A 24401-nucleotide genomic window follows, 5' to 3' on the forward strand; every position below is an offset into this window, starting at 1 on the left:
GCAAGACGCGAGGCGGCGCGAGGGCGACGGACTTGGCGATGTCGGGAGAGGTCCTTGGTGGAGCCGAGGGGAATCGAACCCCTGACCTCCTCATTGCGAACGAGGCGCTCTACCATCTGAGCTACGGCCCCAAGGAAGCGCGGAGATACGGTGGCCGGCGGCGTCCGTCAAGCGGCAGTTGCGCGGGTCGGCGCGGAAGCCGGAAGCGGCGCGGCCTTGCCAGCCGGGGCGGGGCGCGGCAAGAAGCTTGCGACTTCGCATGGAACGCACATGGCCCCGCTGATCAACTTCGTCTTCTTCATCGTCGGCTCGCTGCTAGGCCTGCTCAAGTGGGCGATCATCATCAGCGCCATCATCAGCTGGCTGGTGGCGTTCGACGTCATCAACCTGCGCAACCACGTGGTCTATTCGATCAGCCGCTTCCTCGACGCGGTGACCGCGCCGCTGCTGGCCCCGCTGCGCCGGGTGATCCCGCCGCTGGGCGGGGTGGACCTGTCGCCGATCATCCTGATCCTGGTGATCATCGGCATCGAGAACTTCCTGCTGCCGCCGCTGCACGGCACGCTGCTGCGGATCCTCGGCTGATCCTGGCCTTGGCCGGCGCCGACACCGCCGTCCTGGCCGTGCGCCTGACGCCGCGGGGCGGGCGCGACGCGGTCGACGGCTGGGCCGCCGACGCCGACGGGCGGCCCTATCTGAAGGTGCGGGTCAGCGCCCCGCCGGTCGAGGGCGAGGCCAACGCCGCCCTGACGGCCCTGCTGGCCAAGCGGCTGGGCGTTTCACGCTCGGCCGTGCGGGTGGCCTCGGGCGCCACCGCCCGCCTCAAGCGCCTGGAGGTCGAGGGCCTGGCCCAGGACGCCCTGGATCGCCTGCTGGATCGTCCGGAGCAGGCGCCTTAGCGGCGCTTCGGCGCGCGGCGTGCGACAAATCCGCCCGGACGGGCCGCATCGCCCTCGCAAGCTCGCCCCGCCCATGCCATTGAGAGACCGGCTGGGAGAATAGCGTTCTTTCACATCCTCTTAGCGTTCGGTCGCCGATAGTTTCGGCGAAAGCAGCGATCAATAGGGCCACCGGGGGCCGCGCCATGAGCGCCAAGGCCAATAGCCAAGGAACAAGGCAAGCGGCGATCGTTCGCGCCGCCGCGGCGCGTCGGGGCAACATCTATCTGCGCCTGACCGCCACCATCGCCATGGCCACCATCCTGCATGTCTTCATCGGCATGGGCTGGGTGTGGCTGTGGGCGGCCGCCTACATCAGCGCCCAGCTGTTCGAGCTGTGGCTGTTCCAGCATCTGAGCGCCGGGCCCGAGCGGTTCATGACCGGCTGGCGGCGCTGGGCGCTGGCGGTCATGCCGGCGGTGACCTCGATCATCTTCGGCGCCCTGGCCCTGCCGCTGTTCGCCTCCAGCCAGCGCTTCGCCCCCACCCTGGGCGGCATGCTGCTGGCCGGGGCCCTGCTCAACGTCATCGTCGTCAATGTCAGCCTCCGGTCCGCCACCCTGGCGGCCGCCGCGCCGCACATCGTCTACCTGCTGATCGTGCCGTTCATCGGCCGGGCGGCCAATCCCGGCGCGCCCCTGGCCAACGCCCTGTGGTTCGGGGTGCTGCTGCTGATCTTCTCGGTCGCCGTGGCCGCCCGCACGCTGGAGACCGCCCTGCGCGCCGAGGAGGCCGCCAAGGCCGAGGCCGAGCGCCGCCGCCACGAGGCGGAAGAAGCCGTGGCCGCCAAGAGCGCCTTCGTGGCCATGATCAGCCACGAGCTGCGCACCCCGATCAGCGCCATCCTGGCCGGCGCCGCGCGGCTGCACAGCGAGGTGCCCGAGGCCTCGTCCAAGGTCCACGCCCAGCTGATCGCCGACGCCGGCGGCATGATGCGCACCCTGCTCAACGACCTGCTGGATTTCTCGCGGCTGGAGGCCGGCCGCATGGCGGTGGAGCGCGCGCCGTTCGACCTGCGCCAGGCCCTGGCCGACACCCTGCGCCTGTGGCGCCCGGACGCCCAGAAGAAGGGGCTGAAGCTGCGGCTCGAGGGGGCCAGCGGCCTGCCCCGCTGGGTCGGGGGCGATTCCTTGCGCCTGCGCCAGGTGCTCAACAACCTGCTGTCCAACGCCATCAAGTTCACCGAGCGGGGCGGGATCACCGTCTTCCTCGCCGCCCATCGCCAGGGCGAGGGCTGGACCCTGGAGATCCGGGTGTCCGACACCGGCCGCGGCATCGAGCCCGAGGCCATGCCGCGCCTCTTCACCCCCTTCGACCAGTTGAACGCCGAGGTCGTGCGCCGGCATGGCGGCTCGGGCCTGGGCCTGGTGATCAGCCGCGAGCTGGCCCGGCTGATGGGCGGCGACCTTGTGGCCTCCAGCGACGGCCTGGGCCACGGGGCGACCATGCGCCTGACCCTGCGGCTGGACGAGACCGAGGCGCCGCCGGCCGCCGCCGACACGGCCTCGATCGCCGGGGCCCGGGTGCTGGTGGTCGACGACCACGTGGTCAACCGCCGCGCCATCGAGCTGGTGCTGCAGACCTTCGGCGTCACGCCGATCCTGGCGGAGTCCGGCGAGCAGGCGCTGGAGATCCTGGCCTCCACCGTGTTCGACGCGGTGCTGATGGACGTCTACATGCCGGGGCTGGGCGGGCGCGAGACCACCCGCCTGCTGCGCGCCGAGCCGGGCCTCAATCGCGGGGTGCCGGTGATCGCGGTGACCGCCTCCTCGACCCCCAAGGACTGGGACGCCTGCCGTTCGGCCGGCATGAACGCCCATGTCGCCAAGCCCATCGACCCGGCCCAGCTTCACGCGGCCCTGGTCGAGGTGCTGCCGCCCTCGAACCGGACGGTGGCGGCTTAGATCTCACCCTCTCCCAGAGGGAGAGGGAGGGGCCCAGGCGATAGCCTGGGAGGGTGAGGGGTTTAGATCTATCCGGACAGGGCAGGGACGGCGGGTGCAAGGCGGTAAACGGCGTACCCCCTCACCCTCCCACGCCTGTCGGCGCGGGCCCCTCCCTCTCCCCATGGGAGAGGGTCGCCTGCAACCGCTCCGTCAGCGCGGTCTCGTCCTTCATCTGGCATTCCCAGATCGTCTCGACCCGCCAGCCGGCCTGCGCCAGCGCGGCCTCGCTCCGAACGTCGCGGGCCTTGTTGCGGGCCACCTTGGCCAGCCAGTAGTCGCGGTTGGCCTTGGGCACGCGCGAGCCCCGCGCGCAGTCGTGTCCGTGCCAGAAGCAGCCATGGACGAAGAAGGCGAGCCTGCGTCCCGGCATCACCACGTCGGGCGAGCCGGGCAGGTCCTTGCGGTGCAGGCGGTAGCGGGCGCCCAGGGCGGTCAGCAGCCGCCGCAGGGTCTTTTCGGGCGTGGTGCCCGTGCTCTTCACCCGGGCCATGACGGCCGAGCGCTTGGCCGGATCGAAGACGTCGGTCACGCCGCGCTCCTCGATCCGGCCGGCAGGCCTTACAGCCCCTCGAACAGGGCCGTCGACAGGTAGCGTTCGGCGAAGCTGGGGATGATCGCCACGATCAGCTTGCCGGCATATTCGTCGCGCAGGGCCAGGTCGAAGGCGGCGGTCAGGGCCGCGCCCGAGCTGATGCCGACGGTCAGGCCCTCGGTCGAGGCGGCCTTGCGGGCCATGGCGAAGGCGTCATCGTTGCTGACCTGGACGATGTCGTCGATGACGCCGCGATCGAGGATTCCCGGCACGAAGCCGGCGCCGATGCCCTGGATCTTGTGCGGGCCGGGCGCGCCGCCCGACAGCACGGCCGAGGCTTCCGGCTCGACGGCGACCATCTTCAGGCCCGGCTTGCGGGCCTTCAGCACCTGGCCGACGCCGCTGATCGTGCCGCCGGTGCCGACGCCCGAGACCACGGCGTCCACGGCGCCGGCCGTGTCGTTCCAGATCTCTTCGGCCGTCGAGACGCGGTGGATCAGCGGGTTGGCGGTGTTCTCGAACTGCTGGGGCATCACCGCGCCGGGGGTGGCGTCGATGATCTCCTGGGCGCGGGCCACGGCGCCGCGCATGCCCTTCTCGGCCGGGGTCAGCTCCAGCTTGGCGCCGAGCAGCAGCAGCATCTTGCGGCGCTCGATCGACATGCTCTCGGGCATGACCAGGGTCAGCTTGTAGCCCTTGGCGGCGGCCACGAAGGCCAGGGCGATGCCGGTGTTGCCGCTGGTCGGCTCGACGATCGAGCCGCCCGGCTTCAGCAGGCCCTTGGCCTCCAGATACTCGATCATCGCCACGCCGATGCGGTCCTTGACCGAGGCCAGCGGGTTGAAGAACTCCAGCTTGGCCACGACCTCGCCCTTGGGCTTCAGCTCGGCCGACAGACGCGGCAGGCGGATGATCGGGGTGTCGCCGACGGTGTCGAGGATGGAGTCGTAGATCTTGCCCCGGCCGGCGCGCTTGAAGCGGGCGGCGTCGTACAGGCTGGAAGCGTCGTCCATGTGGATCTCTCGGAGCGTTGAATTTCGGCCCTTGGTGATCTCCACCTTAGGGCGTGGGGATTGGCGTGTCAGCGACCTATTCGGCCGCCAGGGCCGCAGATTTCCTGGTCGCGAGCGGAGTCAGCAGGTGCTCGGCCAGCCAGCGCACGGCCGGGGCCGCCACGCCGTCGCCGATCACGTGCAGCCCGGCCGTGGCGCTCTTGGGCAGGGCGTAGCCGTCGGGCAGGCCCATCAGTCGGGCGCCCTCGCGCGGCGTGACCAGGCGCGAGCGCACCGCGCCCTTGTCGATCACCAGCAGGGTCTGCCGCGAGGAGCCGCCGCGCGGGGTGCGCAGGCAGCCGGCCAGGCCGTCGAACCGCACCTCGGCCCGCTGCTCGCCGCCGCGCATCCGCCGGAACACGCCGCCGACCGCGCGCTCGCCCGAGGCGATGCGGGCGTCGACCGAGGCGCGGTGGGCCGGGGCCATCAGCGCCAGCAGGGCCTGAGTCGCCTCGTCGCTGCGCCAGGCGACGGCGGCGTCGGGCTCCAGCACGGTCGACAGGTCGGTGTTGCGGGCCGGGGGGGCGGGCAGGGCCCACCACAGCCAGCGGTCCTTCAGCGCCTGCGGCAGGCGGGCGGCGGCCTCACGCACGGCGCGGCTGTGGAACGGGCCCTGGCCGGTCAGGCCGTCGGTGGGCGCGCGGGTGGCCACCACGAACACGCGCGGCCGTGACTGCGGGGTGAAGCTGGCCGCGTCGATCTCCAGCGCCCCGAAGCGGTAGCCCTGGTCGGCCAGGGCCTGGCACAGGGCCGTGAAGTCCTCGCCGCGATGCGAGGTCAGCAGGCCGACGACGTTCTCGATGACGATGGTGGTCGGAGCGCGGCCCTCGGCGTCCAGCGCCTCGACCAGCCGCCAGAAGCCGAAAAAGGCCGAGGAGCGTCCGCCATGCAGGCCCGCCCGCGCGCCAGCCAGGCTGAAATCCTGGCAGGGGCTCGAGGCCCAGGCCAGGTCCGCCTGCCCGGGCAGGTCGGCGGCCTCCAGCTTGAAGACGTCGCCCTGTTGGAAGTGGTCCTCGGCGTCGGCGAAGTTGGCGCGGTAGGTGGCTGCCTTCACCGGGTCGAAATCGTTGGCGAAGGCGCAGCTCCAGCCCTCGCCGAGGCCGATGCGGGCCATGCCGCCGCCGGCGAAGAATTCATAGAAGACGGGGCGGGCGTTGTGATTCATCGTATCGCGGACACTAGCTTGAGCCGCCGCTTCGAGGATAGCGCCCGCATGATGCGTTTCGCCGCCGCCGTCGTCGTTGGGGCCGCTTGCCTGCTTCTGGCCGCCTGCGGCGACGGGCCGATGGGCCAGGCCGAGGGGGCCAGCGCCGCGCCCGCCGACGCCCCGGCCGCGGTCGGTCCCGACTATGGCGGCGACTTCGACCTGGTGGGGACCGAGCCGTTCTGGAGCGGCCGCATCCGCGAGGACGGGCTTTTGCTGGATCGCATGGACGGCGGCGCGGTCGCCCTGCCCAATCCCGGCGTGCGCATCGACGGCGAGGAAGGCGTCTGGGACGCCGAACAGCCCGGCGAAGCGGGCGGCGCGGGTCACCGCCTGGTCTTCCGCCTGACGCCCCAGCCCTGTTCGGACGGCATGTCCGACCGGGTCTTCAGCCACGCCGCCGAGGTCTGGCTGGACGGCGCGACCCTGAAGGGCTGCGCGGGGCGGGTCGAGGAGCTGGAAAAGCAGCGGCGGCCTTAGCGGCCCACCACATCAGCAGTCATCGCCCGCTTCATGCGGGCGACCCAAGCTGAGCTTGCCGTCCTGACACGCCGCTTGGGTCGCCCGAACAAGTCGGGCGATGACATTCTTTTAGGTAGCGGTTTGCTGTGTCGCCGAAGGCCGGCGATCAGCCGCCCTTGATGTCCGCCCGGGCGGCGATCAGCCGCCCTTGATGTCGATGGTCTCGATCTGCGACTGGGTGGCCTGCGCCTTGTGCGAGCGGCCCGGGGTGGGCAGCAGCAGGCCGACGGCGATGGCCGCGACGATGGCGAATGCGATGAGGGCCTTGGCGGCCATGGTGTTTCAAGTCCGTTGCGGGTCTGAAAATCCAGCGCCCACGACCGACATATGGTTCCGCCTGCGGAGCTTGCAAGCGGGGAGGGCAGGGGTTTCCTTCTCCCCTTGCGGGAGAAGGTGGCGGCCGAAGGCCGTCGGATGAGGGGTCTCTCAGAAGAAACCGCCTCGCCCAGCCTGACCGCCTTCGCAGCGTCGAGGTCTGAGAGACCCCTCACCCGACCTGCTTCGCAGGCCACCCTCTCCCGCAAGGGGAGAGGGATTTAAAGCCGCCCCCGCGCCCCGCCTTTCAGCGCGTCGATCTTCCGCTCCGGCCTTGGCGGCGAAGCGATCTCCGCCTCCAGCGCCGACAGCCAGCCGCCCGCCGTCCGCGCAGCCCGCTCGGGCGGCAGGGCGACGACGATCTTGCGGACCGTCGCGGCCATCTGGCCCAGCAGCCGCACCTTGTCGCTCGCCTTGCGGAGGGCCTCGCGGTCGAGGCCGTCCTCCATCGCCGCCCAGACGTCATCCATGGCGGCCATCAGCCGCTGCTGGATCTTCGCGCACCAGGCGCGGGAGGTGTCGTTGCTCATGAGCAAGAGCATGCGGCCGGTTTCGAGGCCGGGGATGAGAAACGTGCGTTTTCGTCTAGGGCGCTGGATTCGTTCGCATCAGCACGACGGCCAGCGGGGATAGACCCTCTCCCAGAGGGAGAGGGAGGGGCCCAGGCGATAGCCTGGGAGGGTGAGGGGTTACGCCGCCAGCCGGCGTGCCGGCACGCCGTCTTCCGTCCCTAACCCCTCATCCTCCCACGCCTGCGGCGCGGGCCCCTCCTTCTCCCTCTGGGAGAAGGTGAGACTGGCGCGCCCTGTGGATAACTTCCGCCCTACTTCGTGGCCTCGTGGACTTCCTTCTTGGCCGCCGTGCCCGCTTCCTTGCTCTCGCGGGTGATGTCCTTGCCGGCTTCCTGGGCCTTGTCGCCGGCCTTGGCGCCCGCTTCCTTGGCCGCGTCCACGGCGTCGCCGGCGGCGACCTTGAGGTCGGCGGCGGTTTCCTTGGTGCTTTCCTTCAGGGCCGTCCCGGCTTCCTTGACGTCGGGATCGTTCTTGATCTCGCTGGCGGCCTCCTTGATGTCCTGGCCGGCGGCGGCGGCGCCTTCCTTGATCTGCTGGGCGTGCTGGTCCGAGCAGGCGGCGGCCGACAGGGCCAGGGCGGAGGCGGCGATCAGGGCGAGGGTGCGCATGGGTCTTCTCCAACGCTCGTGGTTGCAAAGAGTCCGGCAAACAACGATGCGCGAACGGTCGAGGTTCCGACTCTCGTCGCGCCCGGCGACTCCGCGCGGCTTTCCCCCGAGCCCCGGCGAGGCTAAACCCCCGCCATGCGCATCGCCTTCCTCGGAACCCCGGACTTCGCCGTCGCCTGCCTGGCCGAACTCGTCGCCAGCGGCCACGAGATCGCCTGCGTCTACTCCCAGCCGCCCGCCCCGCGCGGCCGCGGCCAGGAGCTGAAGCCCTCGCCGGTCCATGCCTTCGCGGAGGGCCTGGGCCTGCCGGTCCGCACCCCGATCTCGATGAAGACGCCCGAGGAGATCGAGGCCTTCCAGGCGCTGGATCTCGACGCCGCCGTCGTCGTCGCCTTCGGCCAGATCCTGGTCAAGGCCGTGCTGGATGCGCCCAAGCTCGGCTGCTTCAACCTGCACGCCAGCCTGCTGCCCCGCTGGCGCGGCGCGGCCCCGATCCAGCGGGCGATCATGGCCGGGGATCCCGTGACGGGCGTCCAGGTGATGCGGATGAGCGAGGGCCTCGACGAAGGTCCCGTCCTGCTGTCGGAGAGCGTGCGCATCGACGCGCTCGACACCGTCTCCAGCCTGCACGACCGACTGGCCGCCGTCGGCGCCCGCCTGCTGCCGGTGGCCCTGGCCGCCATCGAACGCGGCGGCGCGATCGAGACGCCGCAGTCGGAAGACGGCGTCACCTACGCCAAGAAGATCAAGCCGGCCGAGGCCCGCATCGACTGGACCCGCCCCGCCGCCGAGATCGACCGCCACATCCGCGGCCTGTCGCCCTTCCCCGGCGCCTGGTTCGAGGCCCCGTCCGACAAGGGCCCGGTCCGCGTGAAGGCCCTGCTTTCCAAGGTCGAGGACGCCGACGGCGAGGCAGGAACCGTGCTCGACGACGACCTGCTGATCGCCTGCGGGGAGGGCTCCGTCCGCCTGCTCAAGGCCCAGCGCGAAGGCAAGGGCGCGCAGGACGCCGGCGACTTCCTGCGCGGCTTCCCGCTGGCCGCCGGGACGGTCCTGGCCTGATGCCCCGCTACCGCCTCCTCGTCGAGTACGACGGCCGCCCCTATGCCGGCTTCCAGGCCCAGGCGACCCTGCCCAGCGTGCAGGGGGCGATCGAGGCGGCGGTGAAGGCCTTCAGCGGCCAGGAACTGCGCATCGCCGCCGCCGGCCGCACCGACACCGGCGTCCACGCCACCGGCCAGGTCGTCCATGTCGATCTGGAGCGCGACTGGCCGGCCCAGACGGTGATGAACGCCCTCAACGCCCACCTGATGCGCGAGGCGGTGTCGATCCTCGACGCCGAGGTCGCGCCCGAGGACTGGCACGCCCGCTTCTCGGCCAACGAGCGGCGCTACCTCTATCGCATCCTCAACCGCCGCGCCCCGCCGGCCCTCGACAAGGGCAAGGTCTGGCACATGAAGAAGCCGCTGGACGCCGACGCGATGCACGCGGCCGCCCAGGCGCTGGTGGGCCTGCACGACTTCACCACCTTCCGCGACATGCACTGCCAGGCCAAATCGCCGCTGAAGACCCTGGACGTCGCCCGCGTGCGCCAGGTCGGCGAGGAGATCCACCTCGACTTCGAGGCGCGCAGCTTCCTCCATCGCCAGGTGCGCTCGATGACCGGCACCCTGGTCGAGGTCGGCGCCGGCCGCTGGGAGCCCGGTGACGTCAAGGCCGCCCTCGAAGCCAAGGACCGCACCCAATGCGGCCCCGTGGCCCCGGCCGACGGGCTCTATCTGGTCGGCGTGGGGTACGGTGCCCCTTAAAACCCTCTCTCTTCGAGAGAGGGAGGGGCCCGCCGCGAAGCGGTGGGAGGGTGAGAGGTTTCGCAGTCGGCCGGCAAACTCCAAGCCTCTCCAAACCTCAAGTCCCTAAGCGGCGCCTGGCGTGCCGAAGGCTGAAACGCCGAGCTTCATTCGGAGAGTTTGTTACCTCTCACCCTCCCAGGCTTCGCCTGGGCCCCTCCCTCTCTCAAAGAGAGGGATCTCTAAAGCACCGAGCAATTGGTCAGCTGCGCGAACGCCTCCAGCGCCCTGGCCCCAACCACCGACGTCCCGAACCTGTCGAGCTCCGGCGACCACACCGCCACCGTCGCCTTGCCGGGCACGACCGCCACGATCCCCCCGCCGACGCCGCTCTTGGCCGGCAGGCCGACGCGGTAGGCGAAGCTGCCGACGCTGTCATAGATGCCGCAGGTCAGGAGCAGGGAATTGAGCCGCCGGGTCAGGCGCTCGGCGAAGATCGTCTCCTGCACCAGCGGCGAGAAGCCGCCGGCCGCCAGCGGCAGGAAGGCCCGGGCCAGCTGGCGGCAGCTCATGGTCAGGGCGCACTGGCGGCAATAGGCGGCGACCACGGCCTCGGGGTCGTGGGTGATGGTGGCCTTGCCGCGCATCAGGTTGGCGATGGCCCGGTTCTGCCAGGCGTTGGCCAGCTCGGAGGCGGCCACCGCCTCGTCGATCTCGACCGGCCCGTCGGCCAGGAAACCGGCGAAGCCGCGCACCAGGGCGGCGGGATCCTTGACCTTGTCGAGCAGGATGTCGGTCACCGCCAGGGCGCCGGCGTTGATGAACGGATTGCGCGGGAAGCCGCCTTCGGATTCCAGCTGCGACAGGTGGTTGAACGGCGTGCCCGACGGCTCCTTGCCGACCCGCACCCAGACCTCGTCGCCGATGCGGTTCAGCGCCAGGCCCAGGCTCAGCACCTTGGTGATGCTCTGGACCGAAAAGCCCTCGTCGGCGTCGCCGATCACGTGCTCGCCGCCGTCGACCGTGCGCACGGCCATGCCGAACTTGGTCCCCGGCACGGTGGCCAGCTGCGGGATGTAGTCGGGCACCCGCCCCTTGCCGAAGTGCGGCTTCACCAGCACGGCGACCTCGGCGAGGACTTCGTCGATGGAGAGCTCGTTCATGGCCCTGTCTTAGCCGACGCCGTCTATGTTGTCGGCTGGCAAGCCGAGAATGCGCTTGAGGCGCGCTCGATCCTCTTCATCCAGCCCCCTGGAATGTAGCGCGACGCACTCGAAAAGGTCGGAACGATCGACGGATGTAGGAACCGAGGCGAGCACATTGGGCACGTTGTCCAGCCTGTCCATCCAATCCAGGATCGGTTCGCCCCAATCCGGCGAGAGATCCGCACTGCGATCGCCTTGGAAGCGGACGATGTAAGTCGGCTTGAGTCGATTCGAACGGCCCTCGGCCCTGCAGGCTATGTTTACGCCGGTCGCGGCGCGCCAAGGGGCGCGGGCGACGACCTGCTTATCCTTCAGCCATACGACCCCGTCGAGCGAGGCCACTCCGCGCTGATGGCCGGAAAAGGCGGCGATAGTGGCCAGGACGCCGCCCATGGCCAGGACGAGCAGCGTCAGCACAATGCCCCGCACCCGTCGCCCTAGGGCGGGGTGCAGGCGCCAATTCATGACGCCAAACAAACCGGGGACGAAGAAGAACGGCGTAAAGCCGACCGGCCAGGTCAGCCAACCCCAAGGCGCTTCCAAACGCCAACTGGCGACGACGTTTGGCGTCGCGGCGACCGCTGTGGCCAAACGCATGTCATTGCGTGAATCCACCCAGGACAGGCCGGCGAGAAAAAGACCCGCCATGCCGAACGTGAGCGCCCAACCCAGCACTCGCTCGGTTTGAGAGAATTCCCCGTCATAGTCCCTGGCCCAGATCATCAACTCTTGTCGCTCGACAACCGTTGATGTGGCGTTTCAATCCCAGGGTGTGGCGTTCAGGCGAACGCCTCGAAGTACCGCCGGATCAGCGCCTGGTAGGCCACGGCCAACTGCCGCACCTCCTCGACCGGAACCCGCTCGTCCACCTGGTGCATGGTCGAGCCGACGAGGCCGAACTCGACGACCGGGCAGATGGCGCGGATGAAGCGGGCGTCGCTGGTGCCGCCGGTGGTCGAGAGTTCCGGCTCGCGGCCGGTGGCCTCGCGGGCGGCGGCCACGATGACGTCGGTGAAGGCGCCCGGCTCGGTCAGGAAGGCCTCGCCGCTGATCTTGCACAGGGCCTCTACACGGCCCGAGAAGCCTTCGGCGGCTTCCCGGCACTCGCCCTCGATCCAGGCGGCCAGGTCCTTGCCCTTGTGGGCCGGGTTGAAGCGGATGTTGACGCGGGCCCTGGCCGAGGCGGGGATGACGTTGGTGGCGGTGTTGCCGACGTCGACCGTGGTCACCTCCAGGTTCGACGGCTGGAAGCCGGTATAGCCCTCGTCCAGCAGCCGGCTCTGCAGGCGCGACAGGATGTCGACCAGCACCGGGATCGGGTTGGCCGCCCGGTGCGGATAGGCCACGTGGCCCTGCTTGCCGTCCACGGCGATCCAGGCGTTGATGCTGCCGCGCCGGCCGATCTTGACCATGTCGCCCAGCAGGTTGGCGCTGGTCGGCTCGCCGACGATGCAGTGGTCGATGATCTCGCCCTCGGCCGCCAGGGCCTCGACGACCTTGACCGTGCCGTCCTCGGCCACGCCCTCCTCGTCGCCGGTGATCAGGAAACTGATCGAGCCGGGATGCTCGGGGGTGTTGGCCACGGCGGCGACGAACGAGGCGATGGCCGACTTCATGTCGACCGCGCCGCGGCCGTACAGCACGCCGTCCTTGATCTCGGCCTCGAACGGACCGGCGGTCCAGGCCGCATCGTCGCCCACCGGCACCACGTCGGTATGACCGGCGAAGCAGAGGTTGGGCCGCGCCGTGCCGCGCCGGGCGTAGAGGTTCTCGATCTCGCCGAACTTCATCCGGCGGCAGGCAAAGCCCAGCCCCTCCAGCTGGCGTTGCAGCACGTCCATCGCGCCCTCGTCGGCGGGGGTCACGGACGGGCGGCGGATCAGGGCTTGGGCCAGCTCGACGGCGTCGATGCTGACGGAAACGGGCGCGGGGCTGGTCATGGTGCAGGCTTTAGGCTTCCCTTCCGCGCGACGCAATTTCTCACGTTTCTCCTCGAAGACCGACCATGCCCAAGATCGACATCGACCAGGCCCCCACCCGCCACGGCACGGCCTATCCGGCCCCGTTCGACGAACCCTGCAAGGCTCGCCAGCGCTGGAAGCTGGGCGACGCGGTCGGCCTCACCCAGTTCGGCGTCAACCTGATGCGGCTGGAGCCCGGCGTCTGGTCCAGCCAGCGCCATTGGCACACGGCCGAGGACGAGTTCGTCTGGGTGGTCGAGGGCGAGGTGGTGCTTGTCGAGGAAGACGGCGAGACGGTGCTGAAGGCCGGCGACTGCGCGGGCTTCAAGGCCGGCGTTCCCAACGGCCATCAGATCCAGAACCGCTCGAACGCCGTCGCCGTCCTGCTGGAAATGGGCTCGCGCCGTCCCGAGGAGGACGGTTGCGACTACCCCGACCTCGACCTGATCATCCGCCCTGGCGAGGAGACGTATCGGCATCGGGACGGGGCGCCGTATGAGGTCGAGACCGGGCGCAAGCGGTAGGAAATATTGACTTTGCCGCTCGTCGGAGGCACAAGGTCTCGATAGTTCTTAATTTGTTCCGTTGACGATCAGGATCGCGAGGATTCAACTCCGATTCGGAGATTTGCCTTGCCCGTGTCCGCCGTCCAATTCGATCGGGAAAAGTTCAAAGAGGCGATCCTCTTTCTGGCGAGCTATTGCCCGCCGGAGGAGCTGGGCAACGTCAAGCTCCACAAGATGCTCTACTTCGCCGACATGATGAACTTCCTCGAGGAAGGCCGGCCGCTCACGGGTGTCGACTATCTGAAGCAGAAGTTCGGTCCCACGGCTCGGCATCTGACGTCGGCGGTTGAGGAACTGTCGCGTGAAGGTCGCCTCACGGCGCGTGAGGTCGACTATCATGGCTTCTTCAAGAAGGACTACGTCGCCACCGCGCCGTTCAAGGCTTCGCGTCTGGCCGAGCGAGAATTGAACCTGCTGAGCGACGTCGCGGACTTCGTGCGCGGCAAGACGGCGCGTCAGATCAGTGAGATCAGCCACAACGCCGCCTGGGAGGCGGCCGCTCTGGGCGAGGTCATCCCGTATTTCACCGCCTTGCAACTGGCGCCGGTGGAAGTTACGGACGACGATCGGGCTTGGGCGCTGGAAACCGCGGCCGCCCATGCGCACACGCGCCCCTTCTGATCGGCCCCCTTTCTTGATCCGACATTCGGAGCTCTTCGAGGGCGCGGTCTACGCCTTGCAGCGGCAGTTCCCCTTTATCGACGAAGGGGTTCAAAACCTTGAGTGGCAACTGGCGCGCTTGCCGTTCGACAACGAGAGATGCCCGGCCTTCGAAGGGCGGGAACTCTTCGTCGCCGTTACGCCTCGAACCTCACGCGTGCCAGGGCTGAGAGTTCTCTACGAGGTGTCCGGCGCACTCGTCTTTCTGTGGCACCTGTCGGTGCGTTGAGCCAATAGGCTAGAGCCTCTTCGGCTCCGCCCCGTACCGGTTCTCGCCCCGCGTCCCGCGCAGGAAGCCCAGCTCGATCCAGGCCCATCCGGACAACACCAGCGCCGCCAGGGCCAGGGGCAGGCCGACGATGACGCCGCCGTCCTCATAGGCCCAGCCGGCCAGGGCGGTCAGGCTGTAGGGGCCCAGGCCGAAGACCAGGATCCAGCCCGCCGCCTTGCCCCTGTCATGCAGCCGGCGCACGGCGACGCAGATCCCGGCGGCGGCGACTGGCAGGAACAGCAGGCAGGGAACCGCGCCCAGCCAGCCGCCGATCCGGGTGGCGGCGACGACCAGGCACATCAGGATGGCGCTCGCCAGGGCCATGGCCAGCTGCATGCGCCAATAGGTCAGCCGGGTGGCGCGGCCCGAGACGGCGAAGAACGGTTTCAGCTTTCCGACCAGGCCTTGCATGGCCTCGACTAGAGCGTGATCCGGCCGCTCAGGAAAGCGCCGAGAGCACCGCGTCCATCGACGGGCGGGCGCCGCTGTCCGGCTGCACGCAGGCGGCCTCCAGGTCGCGCAGGGCGGCGGGGACGTCGCCGTCCACCCGGTCCAGCACCTCGCCCAGCAGCAGGCCGAAGGCCCGCACGTCGAGCGCCGTCCAGCGCTCCGCTTCACCCGGCGGCGCGAAGGCGGCCGCGCCGAAGTCGCTGAGCACGGCCGTCCCGGTGGTCCCGTCCCACAGCACGTTGTGGGCGTAAAGGTCGCCGTGGCTGAGGCCCCGCGCGTGCAGCCGCGCGGTCCCGGCGGCCACGTCGCAGGCGATGCGGCGGGCGACGTCGAGGGAAAGGCTCAGGTCCGGGGCATAGACGTCGCGGCTGCAGCTCTGGGCGCTCGGCGGGCCGGCCAGCACCCGCCAGCCGTCGGGCAGCAGCGGCATCAGCAGGCCCTGCGCGCCGTCGGGATGGCCGACGATGCGGCCCAGGGCGCCGGTCAGGTTCGGATGCTCGCCGGCGGCCAGGCAGGCGGCCATCTCGCGCTCGGGCAGGCCGTCGCTGGTCATGGTCCCGCGGAACAGCTTCAGGGCGGCAGGTCGGCCGTTCCACGCGGCCTCGAAGACATCGCCCGACGCCCCGCGCCCCAGGGCCTTGCCGACGGTCAGATCGCGCCAGGCGACCGGCGGAACGGCCGCTTCGGGGATGGCGGTGTCGAACGGATTGCCGGCCCAGGCCAGCCAGGCCAGCGCCGGCAGGTCGACCAGCCAGCCGGGCAGGGCCTCGAACCGGTTGGCGGCGATGCGCAGCAGCTCCAGGCTCTTCGCGCCCGCCAGACTTTCCGGCAGGGCGGCCAGGCGATTGCCGGCCAGCATCAGCTTCTGGAGCAGAGGGCGCTCGCCCAGGGCGGCCGGCAGGGTCTCGATGCGGTTGTCGGTCAGGGTCAGCCAGCGCAGCGCCGGCGGCAAGGCCTCGGCGGGGATCATCTCGATCCCGCAGCCCCGGAAACCGACCTGGCTCAGCGCCGGGCAGTCGCCCAGCGCCTCGGGCAGGCGCTGGAACGGCGCGCCGGAGGCGAACAGCACGGTCAGCCGCTTCAGGCGCGAAAAGTCATGGGGCAGGGCCGAGATCCGGGTGGTGCCGATGTCCAGCACCTCCAGCGTCTCGGCCAGAGCGAACACCTCCGGCGGAACCTCGGAAAGGTCCGCGCCGGAGAGGTCCAGCCTCGTCGCGCCGGCCAGGTCGCCGGCGCGCAGGGCGGCCAGTGTCTCGTTCACGGCCGCCCCCATCACGCGGATCAGTCGCGCAGCAGGTCGTTGATCGAGGTCTTCGAGCGGGTCTGGGCGTCGACCGTCTTGACGATCACGGCGCAGTACAGGCTCGGGCCGCCGTTCTTGTCGGGCAGGCTGCCCGGCACCACGACGCTGTAGGGCGGCACCTTGCCGATGTGGATCTCGCCGGTCTTGCGGTCGACGATCTTGGTCGAGGCCGACAGGTAGACGCCCATCGACAGGACCGAGCCTTCGCCGACGACCACGCCTTCGACCACTTCCGAGCGGGCGCCGATGAAGCAGTTGTCCTCGATGATGGTCGGGTTGGCCTGCAGGGGCTCCAGCACGCCGCCGATGCCGACGCCGCCCGACAGGTGGACGTGCTTGCCGATCTGGGCGCACGAACCGACCGTCACCCAGGTGTCGACCATGGTGCCTTCATCGACGAAGGCGCCGATGTTGACGAAGGACGGCATCAGGATGACGTTCTTGGCCACGTACGAGCCGCGACGGACGATGGCGCCCGGGACGGCGCGGAAGCCGCCGGCCTCGAACTGCGGGGCGTCCCAGCCGTCGAACTTGTTCGGAACCTTGTCCCACCACGGACCGACGCCGCCGCCCAGCGAGCCGGCGCGCATCACGGTGTTGGGGTTGAGGCGGAACGACAGCAGCACGGCCTTCTTCAGCCACTGGTGCGTGGTCCACGCGCCGTCGATCTTTTCCGAGACGCGGGCCTTGCCGCCGTCGAGCAGCAGCAGGGCCTCTTCCACGGCGGTGCGGACCGGGCCGGTGGTGGCGGTGGAGACGCCGTCGCGGGCCTCCCAGGCGGCTTCGATCTCGGTCTGCAGATCGGCGAAGGTCAGGGCGGTCATACGGAAGCTTCCTTCAGGCGCGCCGAGCTCAGGAACCCGGCGAGGTCGTTGGTGCGGTGATGGACGTGTTCGGAGGTCGAGGCGGCCGCGTGGGCGCCGACCAGCACGGTGGTCATGCCCAGTCGCGCGGCCGGGACGAGGTTCTTCTCGCTGTCCTCGAAGAAGGCCGTGGTCGGCGGATCGATGGCGTGCAGCTTGCTGATCTTGTCGAAGGTCGCCAGCGACGGCTTGGGGATGTAGTCGGCCGTCTCGATGGCGAAGATCTCGCTGAACAGGCCGCGCAGCCCCAGGTGGCCCAGCACCCGCTCGGCATGGCCCAGCGAGCCGTTGGTGAACACCAGCCGCCGGCCGGGAAGGGCCTTGATCGCCGCGTGCAGGGCCGGGTCGGGGACCAGGTTCTCCATCGAGACGTCGTGCACCTCTTCCAGGAACTGGGCGGGGGGCATGCCGTGATAGGTCATCAGCCCGGCCAGGGTGGTGCCGTGCTCCAGATAGTACTTCTTCTGCAGCGCCCGGGCCTCTTCGCGGGGCAGGCCCGTGAAGCGCTCGACGAAGTCGGTCATCCGGCCCTCGATCAGCCCCATGAACTCGGTCTCGGCCGGGTACAGGGTGTTGTCGAGGTCGAACAGCCAGGTATCGACGTGGGAGAGGTCGGCGCTCATGGCTGGAACCTCCCCCCATGGGGGAGGTGTCCGCATAGCGGACGGAGGGGGGAGGGGCCTTGGCGCGGCGGAAGCTGAAAACGGGGGGGCGCCGGGCGGGCGGGGCCGCCCCCCCCCCCCGGGGGGGGGGGGGGCGCGGCGGGGGGGGGAGGGGGTGCGGCCGCCGGGGGCGGGGGCGAGTGGGAGCCCCCAGGGGGGGGGGGGGGGGGGGGGGGGGGGGGGGGGGGCGGGGGGCGCGCCGGGCGGCGCGGGGGGGGGGGCGGGGGGGGGCGCGGGGGGGGGGGCGGGGGCGGGGGTGTTTCCGTTGTTTTTTTGGGGGTCGCGGGGCTGGGGGGGTGCTCTGTGTTGCCGCGGGGGTCCCTTTGTCTGCGTGGCGCCCCCGCCGGGGGGGGGGGTGGGGGGGGCGCCGCGGCGGGCGGGCCCGCATCTGCTGAGACGGCCAGCGCCCCGGAAGCTGAAAACGGCCCCCTCCGGCGCTTCGCGCCACCTCCCCCAGAGGGGGAGGATTTCGAAAAACTACCCCTCCGCCTTCAGCGGGCGGGAGAGCAGGCCGAGGATGGCGCTGTCGACGTCGACCTCGCCGGCCAGGATGGCGGCGACGGCCTCGCAGATCGGGGTCTCGACGCCCAGTTTCCGAGCCAGGGCGCGGACGGCCGGGGCCGAGGCGACGCCTTCGGCGACGCTAACCTTGCCGGCCAGAGCCTGTTCCAGGGTCTGGCCCTGGCCCAGGGCGAGGCCGACGCTCATGTTGCGCGACTGCGGGCTGGAGCAGGTCAGGACCAGGTCGCCCAGGCCGCAGAGACCCGCGACGGTCTCGGTCTTGCCGCCCAAAGCCACGGCCAGGCGGGTCAGTTCGGCGAAGCCGCGGGTGATCAGGGCGGCGTGGGCGTTGCGGCCCAGGCCCTTGCCCTCGGAGATGCCGCAGGCGATGGCCAGGACGTTCTTCACCGCACCGCCGGCCTCGGCGCCGATCACGTCGGCGGCCCAGTAGGGGCGGAAGGTCGGGATCGCGATGGCCTCGCCGATCTTGCGGCCCAGCGCCTCGTCGTCGCAGGCCAGGGTGGCGGCGGCGGGCAGGCCCCGGGCCACCTCGCCGGCGAAGCTGGGCCCCGACAGCACGGCGATGTCGACGCCCGGCAGGGTCTCGGCCGCCACGTCGGTCATCAGCTTCAGGGTGCCCTGCTCGACGCCCTTGGAGCACAGAACCACCGGAACGCCTGCCTTCAGGTGCGGCTTCAGCGCGGCCATGGCCGAGCGCAGGTGCTGGGCCGGCGGCACGGCCAGGATCAGGTCGCAATCGGCCAGGGCCGCCATGTCGGTGACGGCGGTGATGGCCGGCTCCAGCGCCACGCCCGGCAGGAACAGGGTGTTCTCGCGCTTGTCGGCGATCGAGGCGACGACCTCGGGCTCGCGGGCCTGCAGGGTCACCTTGAGGCCGGCGCGCGCGGCGACCTGGGCCAGGGCCGTGCCCCAGGCGCCGGCGCCGACGACGCCCGCGTGCGTGAAGGTCATGCCTTGGCTCCCTTGCGTCCGAAACTGTTGCTCGGATTGGATAACGCCGCGGCCTCGTCGAGGGGCCAGCGGGGACGCGCGACGGCGTCCAGATCATCGGAAATGCCCGCCGCCAGCCGCTCGGCCCCGGCCAGGGCGATCATGGCGGCGTTGTCGGTGCAATAGGCCAGCGGCGGGGCGTCGAACGTAAAGCCGTTGTCGTCGCAGATCTTGAGCAGGGCCGCGCGCACCGCGCCATTGGCGGCCACCCCGCCGGCGACGACGAAGCGGCGCTCGCCGGCGGGGTGCTCGACGGCATAGGCCTTCATCGCCCGGTCGGAGCGTTCCGACAGCTGGCGGGCGATGGCGAACTGCACGGCGGCGGCCAGGTCGGCGCGTTCCTGGTCGGTGGTCAGGGTCGCGGCGATGCGGGCGGCGGCGGTCTTCAGGCCCGAGAACGAGAAGTCGCAGTCCTTGCGGCCCAGAAGCGCGCGCGGCAGCTCGTATTTCGAGGCGTCGCCCGTCTTGGCCAGCTTTTCCAGGGCCGGGCCGCCCGGATAGGGCAGGCCCAGGCTCTTGGCGATCTTGTCGAAGGCCTCGCCGGCCGCGTCGTCGATCGTCGTGCCCAGGCGCTTGCAGGCCCCGACGCCGCCGACTTCCAGCAGTTGGCAGTGGCCGCCCGAAACCAGCAGCAGCAGGAAGGGATAGGCGACCTCGGCCCCCAGGCGCGCGGAGACCGCGTGGCCCTCCAGATGGTTGACCGCCACCAGCGGCAGGTCGCGGGCCAGGGCTACGGCCTTGCCGAACGCCAGGCCGACCATCACCCCGCCGACCAGGCCGGGACCAGCCGTGGCCGCCACGCCGTCCAGGGCGTCATAGCCGATGCCGGCCGCGCGCATGGCCTCGGCGGCGACGCTGTCGATGACCTCCACATGGGCGCGGGCGGCGATCTCGGGCACCACCCCGCCGAACGGGGCGTGCTGCTCGAACTGGGTGCCGACGATCGACGACAGCACCGTCACCCGGCCGTCCGCGTCCCGGCGCACGACGGACGCGGCGGTCTCGTCGCAGCTGGTCTCCAGACCAAGGATGGTGAGACCCTGCTTCAGGCCCGAGTTCGTAAGGGTCGTCATCCGGTTGCGGGGGTCCCGCGGCTCCTGTAGCAGCGAAGTCTCGTTTCGCATGCAGGTAACCCTCCGACCGTGTCCCGGCAACCCATCCGCATCGGCGCCCGCGGCTCCAAGCTGTCGCTCGCCCAGTCCGGCCACATGCAGGTGCGGATCGCCCATGCGCTCGGCGCGCCGCTGGACGCCGGTCCCGAAGAGATCGCGACCTATGCCCAGCTGATCCCGATCGTCACCAGCGGCGACCGCATCCAGGACCGCCGGCTGATGGAGATCGGCGGCAAGGGCCTCTTCACCAAGGAGATCGAGGAGGCCCTGCTCGACGGCCGCATCGACTGCGCGATCCATTCGCTGAAGGACATGCCGGCCGTGCTGCCGCCGGGCCTCGTTCTGGCCGCCACGCCCGAGCGCGAGGACGTCCGCGACGCCTTCATCAGCCACAAGGCCGAGCGGCTGGAAGACCTGCCGAAGGGCGCGCGCCTCGGCACCGCCAGCTTGCGCCGCCAGGCCCAGGCCCTGCACGTGCGGCCCGATCTCGACATCGTCATGCTGCGCGGCAATGTTGATACGCGCCTGGCCAAGCTGGAGCGCGGCGAGGCCGACGCCATCCTGCTGGCCCAGTCGGGCCTCAACCGCCTGGGCCTGGGCCATATTCCGCAGAGCTGGCTCGATCCGGTCGCCGCCCCGCCGGCGCCTGGCCAGGGCGCCCTGGCCATCGAGAGCCGGGCCGAGGATGTCGACGCCCCCTGGCTGCAAGCCATCCGCTGCCGTCCGACCACCATCGCCGTCGCCGCCGAGCGCGGAGCGCTCTACGCCCTGGAAGGCTCGTGCCGCACGGCCGTCGGCGCCTATGGCCGCCTGGACGGCGCGCGCCTGAGTCTGCTGGTCGAGGCCCTCAGCCCCGACGGCGTCGTCCGGGTCCGCCACGAGGGCCAGGTGGTGCTGACGGGCGAGGACGACGCCGGCAAGGCGCTCGCCCTTGGGCTGGACCTGGGCGCGGCCGTCAAGGCCGAGGGCGGCGACGCCATCATCGCGCCGAGCGAATGACGACGGGCGCGCCCCGCCTCTGGATCACCCGCGCCCGCCCCGGCGCCGAAGCCACCGCCGCGCGCCTTTCCGCCCTGGGCTTCACGCCCCTGGTCGACCCGCTGCTGGAAATCCGCGACCTGCCGTGGACGGCCGATCTGGCCGGCGTCGGCGCCCTGGCCTTCACCAGCCTCAACGGCGTCGCCGCCTTCGTCCGGGCCAGCGGCGAACGCGCCCTGCCGGTTTTCGCGGTCGGGACCGCCACCGCCCACGCCGCCGCCGAGGCCGGGTTTTCCACCATCGAATCGGCGCAGGGCGACGTCGCCGAACTCGCCGCCCTGATCGCCGCCCGGGCCTTCGCCGGCGCGGTGCTGCATCCGGCCGCCGCCGAGCCGGCCGGCGACCTCGCCTCGCCCCTGGCCCGCGCGGGAATTGAGGCGAGGTCGGTCGCCGTCTACGAAAGCATCGAGCGCGCGCCCCAGCCTTCGACCCTCGCCGCGCTCGACGCTCTGGCCGGCGTGCTGCTGCATTCGCCCAAGGCCGCCCGCGCCCTGGCCGCTTTGCTGGAAAGCCGCCCCGCCCCAGGCTTGCGCGCCTTCTGCCTGTCCCCCGCCGTGGCCGCCCCCCTGGCGGAGCTGGCCGACGCCGGCAAGCTCGGCCCTGTGGCCGCCGCGCCGCGCCCCCACGAAACAGCGCTGCTCGACCTGCTGGTCCTCTAAGGCGAAGTTGCACCCAATCGGCGCGTGGGGCACGAATGGAGCCATGAGCGCCGCCCCCGACCCCGCCGAGATCGCCGCCCCCAGCGACCCGGCCCTCTACGCCCGCAAGCCCCTGCTGGGCGCGACCTTCTGGGTGATGATCGGGCTATGCGTGGTCTGCGTCGGGGCCGGGGCGGCCATCGCCCACTACGGCCCGACCTGGTTCTCCAAGCCCGGCGCGACGCCGCAGGCGAGCGTGAGCCAAGGACCGGTCTCGGCCGGCTTTGCTTCGTCCTCCTCTTCGGCGCCCGCGGTCGCCCCCGCGCCCGAGCCCCCCGCCCCCTCGGCCGAGATCGGCCGGCTGGAGCAACGCCTCGCCCTGCTCGAATCGGGCCAGCAGCGCACGCTGGACGCCGCCGCCGCCGCCCTCGCCGCCGCCAGCCTGGCCGAGGCCTCGCAGGGCAGCGAACCGTTCGCCGACGCCGTGGCCAGCCTCGAACGCGTGCTGCCGATGTCGTCGGAGACCCGCGCGCTTGAGCGCCTGGCCCGGTCGGGCGCGCCGACCGTGGCCGGCCTGGCCGCCGGCTTCGACGACCTGGCCGGCGCGGCCTCGGTCGCCGCCCACGACCCGGGCCCCGACGCCGGCGCCCTGGCCCGCCTGCGCCACGCCCTCTCGCGCGTCGTCACCATCCGCCAGGTCGGCTCCATCACCGGGACCAGTCCCGACGCCCTGCTGGCCCGCGCCCAGGCCCGGCTCGACGCCGGCGACGTGCTGGGCGCGCTGAAGGTGCTCGACGGCCTGCCGACCAGCGCCCGCCCGACCCTGGCCGCCTGGCGGGCCGAGGCCGAGCGCCGGGCCGAGATCGACCGCCTGGTCGCCGCCATCCGCGAGCAGGCCCTGAGCGGCCTGGTCCAGGTGTCGCGCAGCCAGGCCGACGCCCGCCTCGCCGGAGCGGCGCCCCAATGATCCGCGCTCTCTTCGCCCTGGTCCTGATCGCCGTCATCGCCGTGGTCGTGGTCTCGCTGACCGGCGAGCCGGGCGCGGCCAGCCTGGAGTGGCTGGGCTGGCGGGTCGAGATGACCGCCGCCACCGCCGCCCTGCTGACCCTGCTGCTGGCCCTGGCCGCCGCCGCCCTGTGGCGCGGCCTGCTGTGGATCATCGAGGCCCCCAAGCGCGCCGCCCGCGCCCGCGCCGAGGCCCGCCGCAACCAGGCCAACGAGGCCCTGTCGCGCGGTTTCCTGGCCGTGGCCGCCGGCGACGGCTCCGAGGCCCGGCGCCTGGCCCAGAAGGCCGCCGGCCTGGCCGACGACACCCCGGCCCTGGTCCGCGTGCTGACCGCCCAGGCGGCCGAGACCGCCGGCGACACCGTCGCCGCGCGCCAGGCCTGGAACGCCATGCTGGGCTTTCCCGAAATGCGCCTGGCCGGCCTGCGCGGCCTGATGCAACTGGCCCTGGCCGAGGGCGACCGCCCGCTCGCCCTGCGCCACGCCGAAACCGCCTACGGTCTGGCCGGCTCGGCCCTGTGGGCCTGGCGCGCCCTGTTCGAAGCCCGCCTCGAGGCCGGCGACTGGGCCGCGGCCCTGCAGCTGGTGCAAGGCGCCCAGGAGCGCAAGATCGTCCCGCCCGTCGTGGCCGAACGGGCCCGCGCGGCCCTGCTGGCCGCCTCGGCGGCAAGTCTCGAAGAGTCCGACGATCCCAAGGCCCTGGCCCAGGCCCTCGACTTCGCCCTGCAGTCGGTGAAGCTGAAGCCCGACTTCGCGCCCGGCGTGGTCATGGCCGCCCGCCTGCTGGCCGCCGACGGCAAGGCCGCCAAGGCCGGAACCCTGATCGAGGCCGCCTGGAAGGGCGCGCCGCACCCGGCCCTGTGGCTGGCCTATCGCGACCTGAAGACCAGCGAGACCCCCAAGCTGCGCGCCGCGCGCCTGTCGGCCCTGGCCCAGCTGAAGCCCGAGGCCCGCGAGAGTCGGATCCTCAAGGTCGAGAGCGCCCTGATCGCCGGCGACGCCGTGGCGGCCCGCGCCGCCGCCCGCCTGCTGCCCGAGGAAGCCGCCCCCACCGCCCGCCTGGCCGGCCTGATGGCCCGCGTCGCCTTCGCGGGCGCCGAGCCCGACGAGGCCCGCGCCTGGATCGCCCGGGGCGTCGCCGCCCCGCAGGAGCCGGACTGGAGCGACCTGGACCCCGAGGGCCAGGCCTTCGCGTATGGCCGCGAGGACTGGGCCCGCCTGGCCGCCAGCTACGCCGAGACCGGCGAGTTGATCCATCCCCGCTTCGAGCGCCGCGAACGCACCATGAGCGATCTGCCCGAGCTGCCCTCGGCCTACGCCCAGGTGAGCCACGCGGCCTCCACCGCCTTCGTCCGCGCCGCCGAGACCGGCGGAGCCCTGATCCCGTTCCTCGACGCCCCCCCTCTCGACGACCATGGCGACCTCGACGATCCGCCCTCGCCGGACGCCCCGGGACCGGCTCCGGCGCCTCGTCGCAACACGAACGCACGCCGACGCTTGGCAAGCGGCCCGCGCCCCGCTAAATAGGCCGCTCCTCGCGCTCGGCGATTCACCGACGCGCCGTGGGCCGCCTTAGCTCAGCCGGTAGAGCGGCGCATTCGTAATGCGTAGGTCAGGTGTTCGAGTCACCTAGGCGGCACCACTTTCCTTCCCTTCGATATCTTCGTCCGGATGTCATG

The 24401-nt window shown here is 71.4% G+C and carries 27 protein-coding genes and 2 tRNA genes; 13 read left to right on the forward strand and 16 right to left on the reverse strand.

Annotation, left to right across the window (positions count from 1 at the left end; genetic code table 11):
* Positions 1 to 55: 55 nt before the first annotated feature.
* Positions 56 to 131 (reverse strand) — tRNA-Ala (locus I4Q42_RS19975).
* A gap of 139 nt (positions 132 to 270) precedes the next feature.
* Here I4Q42_RS19975 and I4Q42_RS19980 point away from each other — a divergent pair.
* The 3 genes from I4Q42_RS19980 (at position 271) to I4Q42_RS19990 (ending at position 2842) form a co-directional block, all read left to right on the forward strand.
* Positions 271 to 585, forward strand: a complete 315-nt coding sequence (locus I4Q42_RS19980) for a YggT family protein (protein WP_198577852.1) — start codon at positions 271 to 273, stop codon at positions 583 to 585.
* 8 nt (positions 586 to 593) lie between these two features.
* Positions 594 to 899 carry a DUF167 family protein gene (locus tag I4Q42_RS19985; RefSeq protein WP_198577853.1) on the forward strand — a complete coding sequence of 102 codons (306 nt, stop codon included), beginning with the start codon at positions 594 to 596 and terminating at the stop codon, positions 897 to 899.
* A 185-nt stretch (positions 900 to 1084) separates the two neighbouring features.
* The gene (locus tag I4Q42_RS19990) at positions 1085 to 2842 is read left to right on the forward strand and encodes an ATP-binding protein (RefSeq protein WP_198577854.1); all 1758 of its coding nucleotides are present in this window, start codon (positions 1085 to 1087) and stop codon (positions 2840 to 2842) included.
* A 121-nt stretch (positions 2843 to 2963) separates the two neighbouring features.
* Here I4Q42_RS19990 and I4Q42_RS19995 read toward each other — a convergent pair whose 3' ends face one another.
* The 3 genes from I4Q42_RS19995 to I4Q42_RS20005 form a co-directional block, all read right to left on the reverse strand.
* The gene (locus I4Q42_RS19995) at positions 2964 to 3413 is read right to left on the reverse strand and encodes a very short patch repair endonuclease (RefSeq protein WP_198577855.1); all 450 of its coding nucleotides are present in this window, start codon (positions 3411 to 3413) and stop codon (positions 2964 to 2966) included.
* Between the two features lie 29 nt (positions 3414 to 3442).
* Complete coding sequence (cysK, locus tag I4Q42_RS20000; protein ID WP_198577856.1) at positions 3443 to 4429, reverse strand: cysteine synthase A; 987 nt, start codon at positions 4427 to 4429, stop codon at positions 3443 to 3445.
* Between the two features lie 76 nt (positions 4430 to 4505).
* Positions 4506 to 5633: a DNA cytosine methyltransferase gene (locus I4Q42_RS20005; protein WP_198577857.1), complete on the reverse strand. Its 1128-nt coding sequence runs from the start codon at positions 5631 to 5633 to the stop codon at positions 4506 to 4508.
* 48 nt (positions 5634 to 5681) lie between these two features.
* Between I4Q42_RS20005 and I4Q42_RS20010 the strand changes: the two genes are divergently transcribed.
* Positions 5682 to 6152 carry a COG3650 family protein gene (locus tag I4Q42_RS20010; RefSeq protein ID WP_232793311.1) on the forward strand — a complete coding sequence of 157 codons (471 nt, stop codon included), beginning with the start codon at positions 5682 to 5684 and terminating at the stop codon, positions 6150 to 6152.
* 180 nt (positions 6153 to 6332) lie between these two features.
* On the opposite strand, the gene I4Q42_RS20015 is transcribed toward I4Q42_RS20010, so the two are convergent.
* From I4Q42_RS20015 to I4Q42_RS20025, 3 genes are all read right to left on the reverse strand, one after another.
* Positions 6333 to 6470 carry a hypothetical protein gene (locus I4Q42_RS20015; RefSeq protein WP_198577858.1) on the reverse strand — a complete coding sequence of 46 codons (138 nt, stop codon included), beginning with the start codon at positions 6468 to 6470 and terminating at the stop codon, positions 6333 to 6335.
* 260 nt (positions 6471 to 6730) lie between these two features.
* Complete coding sequence (locus I4Q42_RS20020) at positions 6731 to 7051, reverse strand: hypothetical protein (protein WP_198577859.1); 321 nt, start codon at positions 7049 to 7051, stop codon at positions 6731 to 6733.
* Positions 7052 to 7332: 281 nt separating this feature from the next.
* Positions 7333 to 7689 carry a cell surface protein gene (locus I4Q42_RS20025; RefSeq protein WP_198577860.1) on the reverse strand — a complete coding sequence of 119 codons (357 nt, stop codon included), beginning with the start codon at positions 7687 to 7689 and terminating at the stop codon, positions 7333 to 7335.
* Between the two features lie 135 nt (positions 7690 to 7824).
* On the opposite strand from I4Q42_RS20025, the gene fmt reads away from it, so the two are divergent.
* Together fmt and truA are read left to right on the forward strand one after the other, a co-directional pair.
* Entirely contained in the window at positions 7825 to 8751 is a 927-nt protein-coding gene (gene fmt, locus I4Q42_RS20030) for a methionyl-tRNA formyltransferase (RefSeq protein WP_198577861.1), read from the forward strand.
* Positions 8751 to 9497: a tRNA pseudouridine(38-40) synthase TruA gene (truA, locus tag I4Q42_RS20035; RefSeq protein ID WP_198577862.1), complete on the forward strand. Its 747-nt coding sequence runs from the start codon at positions 8751 to 8753 to the stop codon at positions 9495 to 9497. The genes fmt and truA overlap by 1 nt, the downstream gene beginning before the upstream one ends.
* A gap of 221 nt (positions 9498 to 9718) precedes the next feature.
* Here truA and I4Q42_RS20040 read toward each other — a convergent pair whose 3' ends face one another.
* From I4Q42_RS20040 to dapE, 3 genes are read right to left on the reverse strand one after another with little or no spacing between them, the layout of a single operon-like run.
* Positions 9719 to 10639 carry a glutaminase gene (locus tag I4Q42_RS20040; RefSeq protein WP_198577863.1) on the reverse strand — a complete coding sequence of 307 codons (921 nt, stop codon included), beginning with the start codon at positions 10637 to 10639 and terminating at the stop codon, positions 9719 to 9721.
* Positions 10640 to 10648: 9 nt separating this feature from the next.
* Positions 10649 to 11404 (reverse strand): hypothetical protein, encoded by a 756-nt coding sequence (locus I4Q42_RS20045; RefSeq protein WP_198577864.1) that lies wholly within the window; start codon positions 11402 to 11404, stop codon positions 10649 to 10651.
* Positions 11405 to 11460: 56 nt separating this feature from the next.
* Positions 11461 to 12621, reverse strand: coding sequence for a succinyl-diaminopimelate desuccinylase (dapE, locus tag I4Q42_RS20050; protein WP_198577865.1), 1161 nt, complete (start codon positions 12619 to 12621; stop codon positions 11461 to 11463).
* A 65-nt stretch (positions 12622 to 12686) separates the two neighbouring features.
* Here dapE and I4Q42_RS20055 point away from each other — a divergent pair, with 65 nt between their 5' ends.
* Together I4Q42_RS20055 and I4Q42_RS20060 are read left to right on the forward strand one after the other, a co-directional pair.
* On the forward strand, positions 12687 to 13166 hold the full coding sequence (locus I4Q42_RS20055) for a cupin domain-containing protein (RefSeq protein ID WP_198577866.1): 480 nt from the start codon (positions 12687 to 12689) through the stop codon (positions 13164 to 13166).
* A gap of 114 nt (positions 13167 to 13280) precedes the next feature.
* Positions 13281 to 13829 (forward strand): Panacea domain-containing protein, encoded by a 549-nt coding sequence (locus tag I4Q42_RS20060; protein WP_332873120.1) that lies wholly within the window; start codon positions 13281 to 13283, stop codon positions 13827 to 13829.
* Positions 13830 to 14106: 277 nt separating this feature from the next.
* On the opposite strand, the gene I4Q42_RS20065 is transcribed toward I4Q42_RS20060, so the two are convergent.
* The 6 genes from I4Q42_RS20065 to tsaD all read right to left on the reverse strand — a co-directional run bounded on the left by I4Q42_RS20065 (position 14107) and on the right by tsaD (position 20002).
* Entirely contained in the window at positions 14107 to 14550 is a 444-nt protein-coding gene (locus I4Q42_RS20065) for a DUF805 domain-containing protein (protein WP_198577868.1), read from the reverse strand.
* A 28-nt stretch (positions 14551 to 14578) separates the two neighbouring features.
* Positions 14579 to 15850 carry a leucine-rich repeat-containing protein kinase family protein gene (locus tag I4Q42_RS20070; RefSeq protein WP_332873119.1) on the reverse strand — a complete coding sequence of 424 codons (1272 nt, stop codon included), beginning with the start codon at positions 15848 to 15850 and terminating at the stop codon, positions 14579 to 14581.
* 20 nt (positions 15851 to 15870) lie between these two features.
* Positions 15871 to 16716, reverse strand: coding sequence for a 2,3,4,5-tetrahydropyridine-2,6-dicarboxylate N-succinyltransferase (gene dapD / locus I4Q42_RS20075; RefSeq protein WP_198577870.1), 846 nt, complete (start codon positions 16714 to 16716; stop codon positions 15871 to 15873).
* On the reverse strand, positions 16713 to 17378 hold the full coding sequence (locus I4Q42_RS20080; protein ID WP_198577871.1) for a pyrimidine 5'-nucleotidase: 666 nt from the start codon (positions 17376 to 17378) through the stop codon (positions 16713 to 16715). Before I4Q42_RS20080 ends, dapD begins: the two co-directional genes overlap by 4 nt.
* Positions 17379 to 17894: 516 nt before the next feature.
* Positions 17895 to 18890 (reverse strand): NAD(P)H-dependent glycerol-3-phosphate dehydrogenase, encoded by a 996-nt coding sequence (locus I4Q42_RS20085; protein ID WP_198577872.1) that lies wholly within the window; start codon positions 18888 to 18890, stop codon positions 17895 to 17897.
* The gene (gene tsaD, locus I4Q42_RS20090; protein ID WP_198577873.1) at positions 18887 to 20002 is read right to left on the reverse strand and encodes a tRNA (adenosine(37)-N6)-threonylcarbamoyltransferase complex transferase subunit TsaD; all 1116 of its coding nucleotides are present in this window, start codon (positions 20000 to 20002) and stop codon (positions 18887 to 18889) included. Before tsaD ends, I4Q42_RS20085 begins: the two co-directional genes overlap by 4 nt.
* A 69-nt stretch (positions 20003 to 20071) precedes the next feature.
* Between tsaD and hemC the strand changes: the two genes are divergently transcribed.
* From hemC to I4Q42_RS20115, 5 genes are all read left to right on the forward strand, one after another.
* Positions 20072 to 21040: a hydroxymethylbilane synthase gene (hemC, locus tag I4Q42_RS20095; protein ID WP_198577874.1), complete on the forward strand. Its 969-nt coding sequence runs from the start codon at positions 20072 to 20074 to the stop codon at positions 21038 to 21040.
* Positions 21037 to 21738: a uroporphyrinogen-III synthase gene (locus I4Q42_RS20100; RefSeq protein ID WP_198577875.1), complete on the forward strand. Its 702-nt coding sequence runs from the start codon at positions 21037 to 21039 to the stop codon at positions 21736 to 21738. Before hemC ends, I4Q42_RS20100 begins: the two co-directional genes overlap by 4 nt.
* Positions 21739 to 21781: 43 nt before the next feature.
* Positions 21782 to 22684, forward strand: a complete 903-nt coding sequence (locus I4Q42_RS20105; RefSeq protein ID WP_198577876.1) for a COG4223 family protein — start codon at positions 21782 to 21784, stop codon at positions 22682 to 22684.
* Positions 22681 to 24249 (forward strand): heme biosynthesis protein HemY, encoded by a 1569-nt coding sequence (locus I4Q42_RS20110; RefSeq protein ID WP_198577877.1) that lies wholly within the window; start codon positions 22681 to 22683, stop codon positions 24247 to 24249. Before I4Q42_RS20105 ends, I4Q42_RS20110 begins: the two co-directional genes overlap by 4 nt.
* Before the next feature lie 39 nt (positions 24250 to 24288).
* A tRNA-Thr gene (locus tag I4Q42_RS20115) sits at positions 24289 to 24364 on the forward strand.
* Positions 24365 to 24401 lie beyond the last annotated feature (37 nt).

It is taken from the genome of Caulobacter hibisci (assembly GCF_016135805.1).
Taxonomy (GTDB): domain Bacteria; phylum Pseudomonadota; class Alphaproteobacteria; order Caulobacterales; family Caulobacteraceae; genus Caulobacter; species Caulobacter hibisci.

Bases quoted from the DNA above. Each gene is read 5' to 3' on its own strand.
- dapE (WP_198577865.1), bottom strand. From the start codon at position 12,621: ATGACCAGCCCCGCGCCCGTTTCCGTCAGCATCGACGCCGTCGAGCTG.
- I4Q42_RS20045 (WP_198577864.1), bottom strand. From the start codon at position 11,404: ATGATCTGGGCCAGGGACTATGACGGGGAATTCTCTCAAACCGAGCGA.
- I4Q42_RS20005 (WP_198577857.1), bottom strand. From the start codon at position 5,633: ATGAATCACAACGCCCGCCCCGTCTTCTATGAATTCTTCGCCGGCGGC.
- tsaD (WP_198577873.1), bottom strand. From the start codon at position 20,002: ATGACGACCCTTACGAACTCGGGCCTGAAGCAGGGTCTCACCATCCTT.
- I4Q42_RS20020 (WP_198577859.1), bottom strand. From the start codon at position 7,051: ATGCTCTTGCTCATGAGCAACGACACCTCCCGCGCCTGGTGCGCGAAG.
- dapD (WP_198577870.1), bottom strand. From the start codon at position 16,716: ATGACCGCCCTGACCTTCGCCGATCTGCAGACCGAGATCGAAGCCGCC.
- cysK (WP_198577856.1), bottom strand. From the start codon at position 4,429: ATGGACGACGCTTCCAGCCTGTACGACGCCGCCCGCTTCAAGCGCGCC.
- I4Q42_RS20100 (WP_198577875.1), top strand. From the start codon at position 21,037: ATGACGACGGGCGCGCCCCGCCTCTGGATCACCCGCGCCCGCCCCGGC.
- I4Q42_RS20065 (WP_198577868.1), bottom strand. From the start codon at position 14,550: ATGCAAGGCCTGGTCGGAAAGCTGAAACCGTTCTTCGCCGTCTCGGGC.
- I4Q42_RS20080 (WP_198577871.1), bottom strand. From the start codon at position 17,378: ATGAGCGCCGACCTCTCCCACGTCGATACCTGGCTGTTCGACCTCGAC.
- truA (WP_198577862.1), top strand. From the start codon at position 8,751: ATGCCCCGCTACCGCCTCCTCGTCGAGTACGACGGCCGCCCCTATGCC.
- fmt (WP_198577861.1), top strand. From the start codon at position 7,825: ATGCGCATCGCCTTCCTCGGAACCCCGGACTTCGCCGTCGCCTGCCTG.
- I4Q42_RS20040 (WP_198577863.1), bottom strand. From the start codon at position 10,639: ATGAACGAGCTCTCCATCGACGAAGTCCTCGCCGAGGTCGCCGTGCTG.
- I4Q42_RS20025 (WP_198577860.1), bottom strand. From the start codon at position 7,689: ATGCGCACCCTCGCCCTGATCGCCGCCTCCGCCCTGGCCCTGTCGGCC.
- I4Q42_RS20015 (WP_198577858.1), bottom strand. From the start codon at position 6,470: ATGGCCGCCAAGGCCCTCATCGCATTCGCCATCGTCGCGGCCATCGCC.
- I4Q42_RS20105 (WP_198577876.1), top strand. From the start codon at position 21,782: ATGAGCGCCGCCCCCGACCCCGCCGAGATCGCCGCCCCCAGCGACCCG.
- I4Q42_RS20010 (WP_232793311.1), top strand. From the start codon at position 5,682: ATGATGCGTTTCGCCGCCGCCGTCGTCGTTGGGGCCGCTTGCCTGCTT.
- I4Q42_RS20055 (WP_198577866.1), top strand. From the start codon at position 12,687: ATGCCCAAGATCGACATCGACCAGGCCCCCACCCGCCACGGCACGGCC.
- I4Q42_RS19980 (WP_198577852.1), top strand. From the start codon at position 271: ATGGCCCCGCTGATCAACTTCGTCTTCTTCATCGTCGGCTCGCTGCTA.
- I4Q42_RS20085 (WP_198577872.1), bottom strand. From the start codon at position 18,890: ATGACCTTCACGCACGCGGGCGTCGTCGGCGCCGGCGCCTGGGGCACG.
- I4Q42_RS19990 (WP_198577854.1), top strand. From the start codon at position 1,085: ATGAGCGCCAAGGCCAATAGCCAAGGAACAAGGCAAGCGGCGATCGTT.
- I4Q42_RS20110 (WP_198577877.1), top strand. From the start codon at position 22,681: ATGATCCGCGCTCTCTTCGCCCTGGTCCTGATCGCCGTCATCGCCGTG.